The sequence below is a fragment of the Microbispora sp. ZYX-F-249 genome, assembly GCF_039649665.1.
Lineage (GTDB): Bacteria > Actinomycetota > Actinomycetes > Streptosporangiales > Streptosporangiaceae > Microbispora > Microbispora maris.
Genome location: NZ_JBDJAW010000026.1, coordinates 75,220 through 87,501 on the forward strand (window position 1 = coordinate 75,220; position 12,282 = coordinate 87,501).

The window sequence follows — 12,282 nt, forward strand, 5'->3', positions numbered from 1 at the left end:
GGCTCCTGGGTACTCCTGCTAACTCCTGATAAGAAAGTTTATCAGGAGCCAGAGCGAGAGCGGATTTTGAGCAGTCACGATCAGATGTCGGTGGCGGCGTGACTTCGGGGTCGTCCGGCCGAGCCTCGGTACATCACCGATTTCACGTACCGGTGACGGTGACGTACGCCATGCCGTCGACTTTTCGGCCGGGCCCGACGACGGAGGATCGCCGACAGCGAACCACGAACGGGTGGCGTGCTCGTCACGTAGGTTCGGCCTCATGAAGTACGTCTGCGAGGTCTGCAAGGAGCGCATCGAGCCCGACGGCCGGGGCAAGGTCCGTGTGGAGGGCGTCACGCACTCCAGCGCGCCGAAGGCATGGGTCTGGGGCCCGGTGCCGTGTCACCGGGACTGCCGTCCGGACCTGCGGACGCCGTACGACGACCAGGTCGGCTTCGGCGAGTACCAGCTCACGTGGCAAGACATGACGGCCTAGACGCCTGGTCGAAGCGTGCCCAGGCGCGAGCGGACGATCTCGATTCCCATCCGCTGCAGAGCGATCGTGACTGCGCGGCCGTGGTGCGGACATGCCCCGTATGCCCGGTGAAGGGCTTCAGACCCCGGCGCGCATGCCTCAAGTCTGTATATCCGGCGGAAGGCCCTCAGGCGGATGGGACCAGTCGGCAACCTCGGTAAAGGAGACCTTGGCCCCCGAAAAGTTCGCGTTGCGGAACGAGACTTGGCCACCCGCGAACGCTACGTGGTCGAAGGAAACCTCTCCGCCAGAGAAGGCCGTGTCGTCGAAGGAGACGCGGCCATCGGCGAAGATCGCGCCACGGAACCAGACCTCGCTGCCGCAGAAGTTCGCGTGTCCAAAGGAGACATGACCGCCGGCGAAGACGGAGCCGAACCAGACCATGGCACCCGAGAAGGCCGCGTGTTCGAAGGAGACGTGCCCGCCGACGAACCTTGCGCCCAGGAACGAGACCATACCGTCGGCGAACCTGGCGTGGTCGAAGGAGACCTGGCCGGAGAAGACGGTGTAGGTGAAGTCAATGTCGCTGTTAATTGTGACCCCGGTGAAGTCCAGGTCGGCGCCGTGCCAGGGTATTGGGGCGTCAGCCCGTAGGTGTACGGCTATCAGGCGCCAGATGGTGGTGCGTACTTCGCCCATAGCCTGCCAGGCGGTGTGCGCGCCCGGATCGATCTCGCGGTCAGGTTCGGGGTCGGGAGGCATGCGCAGGTAGGCGCACAGGACGTCGATGCACATCTGCCGACCGCCCTCCCAGTCATCAGCGAGAGCGGCGAGGGCGTGAACGGCGGCTAGGCGTACGGCAGCAGAGGCGTCTCCGAGCTTGCCGGATGCCTTATCGAAGCGGTCGACGTACAGCTTGATGTCCTCGCGCCGAGCCGTCTCCCGGGCGCGGTGGTTCTCCTCCTCGGTGATGCGCTGCTTGCGGTAGGCGACCACCAGGGCGACCACACCGCCGATTCCGCCGACGACTGCGAGCACGATCTTCAGAGTGTCGAGGAATTCGGCGACGGTTGGCTTCTGGCCGGTGGTTGAGGGGAGCCCAAGCCAGGCCAACGCACCGAGCAGCAGCAAGCCTGTCGCGGTGATGGCGACCGCCAGAGTGATGGCCAAGGCCCGGCCGATTGGTAGCAGGCGGACTGCCTGCGGATCGGGACCGCGCTGACGGCGGCGGAGGACTCGCCGAACGATCTGGGGGAGACGTGGCATGTCGCCTACTTTGCCCGACGGCCCGTGGAGAGACATGGAAATTCGGAATGGGTCGGAGACCCGCAACGCTGCCTGTCGGAAGGCGCCCCGTTGGGGTCTGCGTCCCGCAGCGTCGGCGGCGACGAGTACGTCTGCGAGATCTGCAAGGAGCGCATCGAACCCGATCCGCAAGCGGTGGGACCGTCAGCGAGCGGTCCTGGTAGCCGATCACAGCCCTTTCTGCGCCGCACTTCTCAACAGGTGGCGTTGGCCTGGCGCTCGCCGCCCATCCGCGATGCCTCTGGACGGCCCTCAGGTCGCGTCTAACGGCTTTGCGGGCGGTCTGGGGTCAGCGGAAGGGTCAATAAATAATCGTGTGGGTACACAATTATTCGGCAGGTCGGTTAGTCTAACGAGCGGGGCTATGCCGTGGGGCATAGGCCCGACAAGGGGAGAGGCCCCGGCTTAGCGCGGAAACGATCAGCCGAGGCCCCTCATGCGAGATGTTCTCGGTCCTTCAGGCTGGCGGGCCTAGAAGGGCCAGAACATCCGCACAACCGCCTCCGCCAGGGTGAGCGCCGCTCTGATCGCGAGCACGCGCCCCTCGGGGGAAGTCGGGATCTTGCGGCCGGCTAAAGCCGGCTTCTTTCTGTGTCGCCCTGGCGACATAGGGTCTCCCCTCTCTCTGTGGGCCTCGTGTTCTCGGGGTCGCCGTGAGGCCCTTCCCCGGTCGATCCCGCGCGGGAGTACCGACCGAGTCAGAGATGTCGTCGATGCGACTGTTCACAGCGTAATCGTCCCGGCCGGGTCACGTGGCTCTTGCAGCATTCGGGGGCGCCAAGTCGGCCGATAAATAACGGAGCTGCGTCCTGAAGTCACCCGAAGTGGCGCCATCGGACCTGGACATGCTCGCCAGGAAAGCAAATGGGAACACTGAGTGTGATCTATATCACATTATTTGTACGCGATGCAGCATTCGAGCCTCGGCGACCGAAAGGGCCACTGTGTCCGACCGATATGCGCTCGTCTGCGCCCAAGCCCTGGTAATCGGAAGGCCGGAAGTTCGCCGCAGTTGGTCAACTGTCGGCAGTAGGCGGCGGCGTCCGGCTGCGAGCGGCGCAGGATGGCGGGCATGGTCCCGCACGAGGACGATCCCCTGTGGAGCGTCAAGCGGATCGCTGAGTACCTGGACGTGAGCCCTACCTGGGTCCTCGGGTTCGCCGAGGAGTACGGCCTGGTGCTATTCGACATCGGCGGGAACAACCTTCGTGCCCGTCGCAGTGATGTGCTCCGCTTCGCCTTCCGGAACGCCCATCGGGACCAGGCCGATTTTCAGCACCAAGAGGACGTCGACGACGACTCCGCGGGCTCCGTCCCGCCTGCTCCCGAGCCTCCGGCAGATCCGCTGCAAGGCCGCAGGGCCCTGGTCTTCTCCGAGCGCGGCAGAGAATTCGACCTCTTCCCCATTGGAGCGCTAGCCGCTGCTCTGGGCCGTAAGCCCGACACGCTCCGGCAGTGGGAGCAGGATGGCATCCTGCCTCCCGCCCGAGACCGTTCCTTCAGTCACGACGAACGTGGTACACGCCGTCACTACACGCGCGCCCAAATTCTGGCCATCTACCGCATCGCTCAGGAGGAAGGCGTTCTCAAGCCCCACGCCCGGCGTCTTCGGGACACCCGCTTCGTCGAGCGCGTGCGAGCGGTGTTCCACGAGGAGCCGCCCGAACTCAACCCCTGATGCACGGGGACGACGGCCGGCGTTTGGCAGAGCGCTTGACTGGGGGTCTTGGGGTCGTGCGCTCAAAACGGGCCCTGAGCTGGGCGACGGGGCCAGGGTGGGCACCAGACGTGATGGTGACGCTGTAGGGGACGGAAGGGGATCGGCCTCGGCCCTCGCCGATTTTCGCCGGCTGATGGGCCCCGGATTTTTGACCTGCGGAAACGTGGTCCAGCAGCGAAAATCTGGTCTCGGCCGAGGGACTGGCGGCGGGGAAAATCCGACCTGGGGCCGAGGGCTGGCCACGGTAGCCGACGCGGGGAGCTGGCCGAGGCCTCCGGCTATGTATCCGATGGTGTTCGAGGAGGCCTCCGGCGCCTCGGCCTGGCCCGAATTTCGGCCGCCGGGTCGTGGATCAGTCGGCCATCCCGCGCCAGAACGCCGCGCTGTGCTTCGGGCCTGCTGGTGGTCCGCTCGGCCGGTGTACCGGTACCTCCGGAGTCGGCGGTACCGGCTCGGCCAGATCCTCGGCCCAGTCCTTGACCTGCTCGACGGTCGGCCTGCGGAGGATCCGATAGACGACCGTGCCGGGCATGCGGCCCTGGCGCATCTTCAGCCAGCCATCAGCAGCCAGGGCGCGCACGTACTCCCCGATTTCGTCGGCGGTCGAGCCCGTATGCCGCTCAAGCTGCCCCGCCGACACCGACACCTCCGGATGTCCCTCTGCCAGCCGCGCGAGCAGCAGCCAGAGCACGGCGGCGCCGGGCGGTACGTCGGCGTCCGCCAGGGCCATCGGCACGACGAGGTAGTCATCGTCCGGGAACAGGACATCCCCGTACGGCGCGGCCGGGAAGGGCTGCATGGTCATCTCAGGCCGCCGTTTCCGCCGCTGCCCGGTACCGGTTCATGCGCTGCTCGATGCTGGCCCTTGAGGACAGATTCTCGACGTCGTCCAGCTCGACCTCGCGGTGCTCCTCTGTCAGCGCCGGGTACTCGTGGCGGTCCGTGTCCTCATGACGAGCGGACAGGCGCGCGAAGACCCTCGCTATCGGCGCTCCCTCATCAGGGGTGACCAGTGGTTCAGGTTTCGGCCCGCAGGTCTCGATGAAGTAGGACCAGGCGTTGCCGTGGGGACCGAACTCGGCCTTCTCGACGAACGTGCCGATCTTGTCCCTGATCTCGTCAGCCGTGAACTTGCTCAGCCAGTAGTCGAACGTGCTCGACATCAGCCCGCAGGGCGTGTCGAGCTGGTGGCCGTTCCGCGCCATCAGGCGATCGAAGTACCGGGCGATGCCCTTCGACGTGTCGTCCTTCGCGCACAAGGCGAGGTAGTCCACCACCGTGTCCTCAGCGTCGTCCTCGTCGTTCTGGTCCTCGCGGTACTCGTGGGTCTCGTTCTCGGCCTCGGCCTCGGCCTCGGCCTCGGCCTCGGCCACGATGATCTGAATACGACCGCTCGGCCGGAACCGGTTCATCCGGCCATGGACGGCGTACTCGTCAACCTCCATGAGGCCCAGTTCCTCCAGTCGATCCATGTCTGAGCTGATGGTCTTCGGGTGCAGCTTGGCCCCGGGCCCGGAATTGTGGATCAGCGCGGCCAGTTCAGCATGTGTGATGTAGGCCCAGCCATAGCTCTCCGGCCGGTTCTTGTCGTGCCCCTTGGTGATCATCAGGACGACCCAGGCCCGGATCTGCCGAGACGACAGGCCGCTGAACATGATCTCGCGGGTGAGCCTCGCCCAACCGGTGCCCTCCAGGTACCCGGCGAACTTCGTGTCGGCGATGCCGTGGAACGTGTCCGGCTTGGACGGCAAGTCGTTGAGGAACGGCCGCTGGCCGTCCTGACCGAGATCCTGGAAGAGGATCCAGCCGGAGGACCTGAGCCGTGAGATCGACCTCTTGACGGTGTCCTTGCTCACGCCGAAAACGGCGGCCAGATTACCGTTCGTGAACGGCGGGATCATGCCGTTGAAGAAGTCAGTGGTCGACTGGAGGTACCAATACACCAGGCAGTCGAAAGCTGTTAGATGGTCTGAGAGCGCAACCCGAAGACGTGCCTGCGCGAATCGCTCATTGCCGCTCTGACCTGCTATACTGGTCATCAGATGAACACTCCTCATCTCACAGGCCCGGCGCTTTCCCAGAGCGCGCGGGCCTTTTCATTTGGACCTATCTCCAGGATAGCGGGCAATCTCCCCGAATACGTGGCGACATGATCGCCGCTGGTGCCGATTCCAGCGGATGACTGGCCATCCCGGCCGCCGCTTGTAGGAATCCCACAGGAAATCCCAACTCGACGGGGATGGAAGTCTGTAGTCCCGTTTCCACCGAATGGCGCACCAGGCCAGGCGGCAAGTTTGGATGTGCTGGGAAGTTACGGGGCGTCGCACGGCACCTCTGTACGCGCTGGCGTACAGGGGGGTGCACGGAGACTCCGGGTGGGGTGCACCAGGACTCCGGCTGGGGTGCACGGAGACTCCCCAAATAAAGAGGTTCTAGAGGGTGTAGAGAAGTGCTTCGCACTTCACCCAGCGCCTCCGGCGCCGGGTGGGGAACCCCGGAGGGGACCTGACAAACCCGGGGCCGAGGGGTGGAGGGGAATGGACTCCCGGCCACCTACAGGGCCGGAGGCCGGAAACGGGTAGATCGGCCTACGGCCGGGAATGACCGGCCACCAGATCACCTCCGGCCGGGTTCCCGCCGTCGGCCTTTGGGTCGCATGCCCGGCCTCCGGCCGAATTGCCGTCAGCGCGACCTCAGGGCCATTCTCCGACCTGCTCAGCTTCAGACCAACTCGCCCCGGGTGTGGAATTCCTCACGCCGCATCCCAACTAACGGAATTGGGCCGGCTGAGGCAGCCTCGGACTCGTGACAGAAATTGACTGGTCGAAGGACCCCAGCGAATGCACCGAGCAGGAGCGCTGGGACCGGTTCTATGCGGTGCTGGCGCTCGGCCTTGTCGAAGCCTGGCGTGAGGGCCGGCTGTCGGATGCCCAGGGCCCCGAGGAGCCCATGGCGGCCTAATACGGAACGACTTCCCAGCGCTCGCCCGGGTGGCCAGCCGGATGGAGAACGATCTCCTTAACTACCTGCTTGAGCATCTGCCGCTTCCTGTCGTCCGAGAGCCTCGGCCAGGCGTTGTGCAGGTCCCGATAGAACGTCGCCGGTACTTTGACCCGGTCCCCTCGCAGTTCTTCCAGGTCCCTCCTGGCCTGCCTCTGCTCTTCCTCACGCTTGGCCTTCCGCTCCAGGTACTTGACCTTGGACAGCCCGCCTGACTCGTAGAGGTCGAGAAGCCGGTCCAGGGCCGAGCTGGTGTCAGCGATAACCTTCTCCAGCCGCCGGGCCGCCGCAGCCTCGCGGCTCACCGTGGCCGCCTTCCGGGCCAGGCTCTCCACCTTGCCGCCGTCGGTCGCGCGGTTCTCCAGCCACTCCAGGACGGCGGCTTCGCCGAGGCTCAGGTTTCCGTACACGCCCTTGCACTCCTTGGTGACCACACCCCGACACCGGAACATGACGTCGCCGGGCTTCTTCGGCGTGCCTGTCGCTCCGCACTTGAACTGGAAGCACCGGCCGCATGTGACCAGTCCGGACAGCGAGTACTTCGCCTTGGGGTCAGCCCAGTTCCGGCCGAGGCTGGCCAGCCTCTTGCGCGTGTACGCCTCCCACAACTCCCGCGAGATCAGCGCCTCATGGGCCCCGGGGAACCAGTCCCAGTTGTCGAACCGCTTGGAACTGCTGCCCGGCTTGCGCTTGCGGATCAGGCCCGCCGCGAACCCGGTGTCTAGGATCGTGAGCCATCGACTGTTGTCCAGGATGTCGCCGTTCGGTGCCCGGACACCCATTTCGGTCATGTCTCGGGCCACGGACCACAGCTTCTCACCGGAGACCCAACGCTCGTAGACCTCGGCCAGCGCCGGGCCGTTCAACTCCTCGTCCGGCCGGAACCCCTTACCGTCCCTGACGTAGCCGAAGCGCGCATGGCCGCTATGCGGAAGCCCCATGCGGAGCCGGACAGCATGGGTGTCCTTCCACGAGTCGGAGATCATGTCCGACTGTAGTTCCGCGACGCTGAGCATCTGGTTACGGCTGAACCGGCCCATGGTGGTCCGGCCGTCTCCTGGTTCGGTCGCGGCCATCACTTCGCCGCCGGCCTCTTCCTCCAGCTCGTGAATGTTGGCTAGCGACAGGCGCATGTTCCGGCCGAAGCGGTTCCACTTCCAGACCCCGACGACTTCGTAGTCCCCGCGCTGGACCTCCTGGATCATCTGCTTGATCTTGCGCTCAGCGAACCCACGGCCGGACTTGTCCAGGTCCATCACGACGTCGAGCAGCTCGATGTTCTCCCGCTCGAAGAGCCGCCGGATCGACTCCTCCTGGATCTCCGGAGAGAACAGCTCTTCGCGGCCCATGATGGCCGACACCCTGACGTAACCTTTGCCGCGACGGCGGCGCTGCTGGACCATGGGGGACTGTCCCTTTATGTGCTGAACGAGGGGGTTCTGGCCCTGGAGGGTATCAGCGGCATAGTCCTTTGAAGTACCCTGCACCGTCGGGCAGCCAGTAGGGCAGTCCCGCGCCGATCAGCGGGTCGGTGTCGAACAGGCCGAGCTCGCGGCCGAGCTTCCGGTGGTCGTGCATCGCGGTCTCCTCGCGTGTCGTCTGCGGCGAGGCGAGTGACCGGACGGCGAAGCCCCGGGGCGCTCGCCCCGGGGCTTCGATGAAAGTACGTGTCAGCGCGCCGGGACGGTCTCCGGCGTCGTCGTCAGGCAGGCGCGCTTCATGCCGCGAACGCTAGCACAGCCGTTGATCGTCTCCGAACCGTTTTGATCTCCCCTCTCTGCTACCTATGTTGCATTCCTAACTAGCTCGCTTTATCGTCTAAGTCGCCAACACGGGTAAGAAGGACGGCGATCCATGAACATCTCTGCGAGCTTCTCGACCCCCGGCCTGCTCCTGGCGGGCGCGCTGACCGCCTATCTGGCCGTCGCCGCCCCCTTGCTGGGCAAGCGTCAGTACGACCGGCTGGCACGACGCCGTGACCACGAGCCCGGGGCGTTGGTGCGGGCGTACCGGCTGTGGATCACCGAGGAGTGGGTCTGGGTCGCCGTGACGGCGGTCATCCTCGTGCTGTCCCCCGGGGTCCGCGCCGCGGATCTGGGCTTCGCGACGCCGACCCACCTCAGCCAGATCGCCCCGGCGGTCGCCGGCATGACCGGCGCAATCGTGATCGGCACCGTGCTGCTGCACCGCCTGTCCCGCTCGGGCCGCGTCGTACCCGGCCAGGCGGCCGTGGCGGAGTTGCTGCCCCGCACTGCCGTCGAGCGGTGGCACGGCCTGGCCATGGCGGTCACCGCGGGCGTCTGCGAGGAGATCGTCTACCGTGGCCTGCTCATCGCGCTCGGCGTCGGCGCGCTGGGCCTGAGCACCACCGCGGCCGCCGCCCTGGCCCTGGCGGTCTTCGTGGCGGGCCACTGGTACCAGGGCTGGAAGGGCATGGCCGTGGTGGCTCTCCTCGGCTTCTGGCTCACCATCGTGTACCTGGCCACCGGCAGCCTGCTGCTGCCGATCGCGATGCACGTCCTGATCGACGTCCGGGGGCTCGTGTGCCTGCCGGCGCCTCCCCGGAAGACGGTCGGTCAAGCGTCCTAGGTAGTAGTCCTACCGTGCGAGGATGACTCCATGGCGACCGACCGCCGCGCGAGCTGGCTCAAGGGCGTCCTCGACCTGCTGGTGCTGGCCACCCTGACGGAGGGCGAGAACTACGGCTACGAGATCGCCAAGATGCTCGCCGGCTCCGGGCTCGGCCAGATCCGCGGCGGCACGCTCTACCCCGTGCTCAACCGTCTGGAGGAGGCGGGCCTGGTGTCGGCCGAGTTCCGGGTGACCGAGCGCGGGCCGGGCCGGCGCTACTACCGGCTGACCGAACAGGGCAGGCAGACACTGGCCGAGCAGGGCCGCCTGTGGCTGGCGTTCGACGAGTCCGTACGCACGGTGCTGGCCTCGGGAGGGCTGAAGTGAGCAGCTACCTTGACGAGCTGAAGGCCCTGCTGCGCGAGGGCGGCGTGCCCGCGGAGCAGATCGAGGCCACCGTCTCCGACCTCGCCGCGTACGTCGCGGAGACCGGCGCCGACCCGGAGGAGGAGTTCGGGCCTGTCGGCGACTTCGCGGGCCAGTTGCTGACGGCGCGCGCGCCCGGGGCCGACCCGGCGGACGCGGCCGAATGGCGGTGGACCGCGGACATCTTCGCCGACCGGCAGACGTTGGCCCGGTTCGGCGACCAGGGCTGGGAGATCGACCGGATCGACCACCTCGGCAGGTTCGTCGGCCACCGCGATCCGGAACGGCCGCAGCGGTGGGAGTACCGCAGGGAGCTGGTGCCTCCGGGCGGGGGCCGCGCGCTGGCGGCGCGGCTGGCGCCCGAGGGCTGGGAGCCCTGCGGCACCTGGTTGTACTACCGCTACTTCAAGCGGCCCAGGGCAGCCAGCGAGGGACCGGCCGCGCAGCTCGACTCCCCTCCTGCGGCCCCCGGCCGCAACGTCTTCTTCAGCCGGCGGTTCTACCTCGTCCTGGCCGTGGCCCTGCTCGCCCTGGTCGTGCCCGGGATCCTGTGGGGGCCGTCGGACGACGGCGGGCCGGGCTTCCTCGCCGGCATGGCCGTCGGGGGCTGCGTCGCGATCGCCGCCCTGGCCACGCTGTGGCTCTGGATGGCCCGCCGCCGTCCCTGAAGCGCCGTCCCCGAACCCGGGCACCCGGACTCCTCGCCGGTCCTCGCCCGGGCGAACCTCGTCGGTCGCGGCACTAGCCTGGGGCTCTGATGGACCGTATGACGACGGCGCGGGGCGACTTCGACCTCGCCCGCTTTCCCGAGGATCCCCGCGACCCGCTCCGCGCGTGGGACGCGGCCGACGAGTACCTGCTGCGGCACCTCGACGAACGCGAGGGCGGGCCGGTGGACCTGTCGGGGACCGTGGTCGTGCTGGGCGACCGGTGGGGCGCCCTCGTCACCGCGCTCGCCGCGCGCCGCCCCGTCCACCGGCCGGTCCAGATCAGCGACTCCTTCCTCGGTCAGCAGGCCACCCGCGCCAACCTGGAACGCAACGGCCTGGACGCGAGCGCCGTACGGCTGCGCACGACCAGGGACGAGCCGCCGGACCGGATCGACGTGCTGCTGGTGCGGGTGCCCAAGAGCCTCGCCCTCCTGGAGGACCAGTTGCACCGCCTCGCCCCGCACGTGCACGAGGACACCGTCGTCGCCGGCACGGGGATGGTCACCGAGATCCACACCTCGACGCTGAAGCTGTTCGAACGCCTCCTCGGGCCGACCCGGACCTCGCTGGCCGTGAAGAAGGCGCGGCTCGTCTTCTGCTCCCCCCGCCCCGGGCTGCCCCGGGGCGTGAGCCCGTGGCCGCGGAGCTACCCGCTGCCCGCCGACGCCGGGGTCGTCTCCGGCCTGACCGTCGTCAACCACGCCGGTGTCTTCTCCGCCGAGCGCCTCGACGCCGGCACCCGGCTCCTGCTGCGCAACCTGCCCGCGCGTACGGGGAGCGACCACGTGGTCGACCTCGGCTGCGGCAACGGCGTCGTCGGGCTCGCCGCCGCGCTGGCCGGCGAGGAGACCGAGGTGACGTTCATCGACGAGTCCCACCAGGCGCTGGCCTCGGCGGAGGCCACCTTCCGGGCGAACGCCCCGGCCGGCGCCACCGCCCGGTTCGTGGCGGCCGACGGCCTGTCGGGCTTCCCTCCCGGCACGGCCGACCTGGTCCTGAACAACCCGCCGTTCCACTCCCACCGGGGCAGGACCGACGCGACCGCCTGGCGGATGTTCAACGGCTCGCGCGCCGCGCTGCGCCGGGGCGGCGAGCTGTGGGTGGTCGGCAACCGCCACCTCGGCTACCACGTCAAGCTGCGCCGGCTCTTCGGCGGCTGCGAGGTGGTCGCGAGCGACCCGAAGTTCGTCGTGCTGCGGGCCGTCAAACGGTGATCAGAACAGGGTGAGCGGCTCCTCCGGCGCCGGCCCCCGCGAAACGGGCTCGGGCAGCGGCTCCACGCCGGGCACCTCGGCGCGCACGTCGTCGTGGAACCGGCGGGCGAGCGTCAGCGCGTCGGCGTTGTCGGGAGTGTGGACGAACACCGTCGGCGAGCGGCCCTCGCGCAGCCACCCGGCGACCGCGTCCACCCAGTGCCGCCAGCCCTCGGCCGTACGCTCCGGGTCGTCGCGGCCGATGTAGCGGACGATCGGCCGGTCGGTGAGTGCCGCCGTACGCAGCGGCACGCGCGGCTTCTTCGACCAGGCGTCCCGTTCGGCGTCGCTGGTCGGCGGGCTGCGGAACAGGACGGTCGTGTCGAAGGGCACCCACTCGGCGCCGGCCCCGGACAGCACCCGCTCCAGGAGCCGCGCGGCCCGGGGGTCGTCGAAGAACGCACGGTGCCGGACCTCCACGGCGTAGCGGTACGCGCGGGGAAGGCGGCCGAGGAAGGCCGCCAGCACACCGGTGTCCGCCGGGCCGAACGAGCCCGGAAGCTGGATCCACAGCGCGTGGGCGCGCGGGCCCAGGGGCTCGATCGCGTCGAGAAAGGCGTGCAGGTCCTCGTCCGCCCCCATGAGGCGGCGCTCATGGGTGATCGGCTTGGGCAGCTTGACCACGAAACGGAAGCCGGGATCGGTCTGCCGCGCCCACGTCTCGACCGTGCTCCGCGAGGGCGTCGCGTAGAACGTCGTGTTGCCCTCGACCGCGTTGCACCAGGTCGCGTAGGCCCGCAGCCGCTCGTCGGGAGGAAGCGGATGCGGCAGCAGACGCCCCCGCCACGGTGCGTGCGTCCACATCGCGCATCCCACATGAAGCCGCATGGCCCCGACGCT

13 protein-coding genes are annotated in these 12,282 nt (G+C 68.1%); 7 read left to right on the forward strand and 6 right to left on the reverse strand.

What is annotated here, in order from left to right; translation table 11 throughout:
* Window positions 1-262 precede the first annotated feature (262 nt).
* Window positions 263-478 carry a hypothetical protein gene (locus AAH991_RS27210; RefSeq protein ID WP_346228753.1) on the forward strand — a complete coding sequence of 72 codons (216 nt, stop codon included), beginning with the start codon at window positions 263-265 and terminating at the stop codon, window positions 476-478.
* Window positions 479-616: 138 nt separating this feature from the next.
* Here AAH991_RS27210 and AAH991_RS27215 read toward each other — a convergent pair whose 3' ends face one another.
* Entirely contained in the window at window positions 617-1,627 is a 1,011-nt protein-coding gene (locus tag AAH991_RS27215) for a pentapeptide repeat-containing protein (protein ID WP_346228754.1), read from the reverse strand.
* 1,207 nt (window positions 1,628-2,834) lie between these two features.
* Here AAH991_RS27215 and AAH991_RS27220 point away from each other — a divergent pair.
* A complete protein-coding gene (locus AAH991_RS27220; protein ID WP_346228755.1) occupies window positions 2,835-3,440 on the forward strand; it encodes a MerR family transcriptional regulator in 606 nt (201 codons plus the stop codon).
* 394 nt (window positions 3,441-3,834) lie between these two features.
* On the opposite strand, the gene AAH991_RS27225 is transcribed toward AAH991_RS27220, so the two are convergent.
* Both AAH991_RS27225 and AAH991_RS27230 read right to left on the reverse strand, forming a co-directional pair.
* Window positions 3,835-4,287: a hypothetical protein gene (locus AAH991_RS27225; protein ID WP_346228756.1), complete on the reverse strand. Its 453-nt coding sequence runs from the start codon at window positions 4,285-4,287 to the stop codon at window positions 3,835-3,837.
* A 1-nt stretch (window position 4,288) separates the two neighbouring features.
* A complete protein-coding gene (locus AAH991_RS27230) occupies window positions 4,289-5,521 on the reverse strand; it encodes a hypothetical protein (protein WP_346228757.1) in 1,233 nt (410 codons plus the stop codon).
* A gap of 766 nt (window positions 5,522-6,287) precedes the next feature.
* Between AAH991_RS27230 and AAH991_RS27235 the strand changes: the two genes are divergently transcribed.
* A complete protein-coding gene (locus AAH991_RS27235; protein ID WP_346228758.1) occupies window positions 6,288-6,443 on the forward strand; it encodes a hypothetical protein in 156 nt (51 codons plus the stop codon).
* Here AAH991_RS27235 and AAH991_RS27240 read toward each other — a convergent pair.
* Window positions 6,440-7,885: a recombinase family protein gene (locus tag AAH991_RS27240; RefSeq protein WP_346228759.1), complete on the reverse strand. Its 1,446-nt coding sequence runs from the start codon at window positions 7,883-7,885 to the stop codon at window positions 6,440-6,442. The two genes, AAH991_RS27235 and AAH991_RS27240, sit on opposite strands and share 4 nt — an antisense overlap.
* Before the next feature lie 52 nt (window positions 7,886-7,937).
* On the reverse strand, window positions 7,938-8,060 hold the full coding sequence (locus tag AAH991_RS27245) for a hypothetical protein (protein WP_346228760.1): 123 nt from the start codon (window positions 8,058-8,060) through the stop codon (window positions 7,938-7,940).
* Between the two features lie 276 nt (window positions 8,061-8,336).
* Between AAH991_RS27245 and AAH991_RS27250 the strand changes: the two genes are divergently transcribed.
* The 4 genes from AAH991_RS27250 to AAH991_RS27265 all read left to right on the forward strand — a co-directional run bounded on the left by AAH991_RS27250 (window position 8,337) and on the right by AAH991_RS27265 (window position 11,403).
* Window positions 8,337-9,071, forward strand: coding sequence for a CPBP family intramembrane glutamic endopeptidase (locus AAH991_RS27250; RefSeq protein WP_346228761.1), 735 nt, complete (start codon window positions 8,337-8,339; stop codon window positions 9,069-9,071).
* Window positions 9,072-9,101: 30 nt separating this feature from the next.
* The gene (locus tag AAH991_RS27255) at window positions 9,102-9,440 is read left to right on the forward strand and encodes a PadR family transcriptional regulator (protein ID WP_169983967.1); all 339 of its coding nucleotides are present in this window, start codon (window positions 9,102-9,104) and stop codon (window positions 9,438-9,440) included.
* Entirely contained in the window at window positions 9,437-10,147 is a 711-nt protein-coding gene (locus tag AAH991_RS27260; protein WP_346228762.1) for a hypothetical protein, read from the forward strand. The genes AAH991_RS27255 and AAH991_RS27260 overlap by 4 nt, the downstream gene beginning before the upstream one ends.
* Before the next feature lie 89 nt (window positions 10,148-10,236).
* Window positions 10,237-11,403 carry a methyltransferase gene (locus AAH991_RS27265; protein ID WP_346228763.1) on the forward strand — a complete coding sequence of 389 codons (1,167 nt, stop codon included), beginning with the start codon at window positions 10,237-10,239 and terminating at the stop codon, window positions 11,401-11,403.
* Here AAH991_RS27265 and AAH991_RS27270 read toward each other — a convergent pair whose 3' ends face one another.
* Window positions 11,404-12,270 carry a DUF72 domain-containing protein gene (locus AAH991_RS27270; protein ID WP_346228764.1) on the reverse strand — a complete coding sequence of 289 codons (867 nt, stop codon included), beginning with the start codon at window positions 12,268-12,270 and terminating at the stop codon, window positions 11,404-11,406.
* Between the last annotated feature and the right edge of the window lie 12 nt (window positions 12,271-12,282).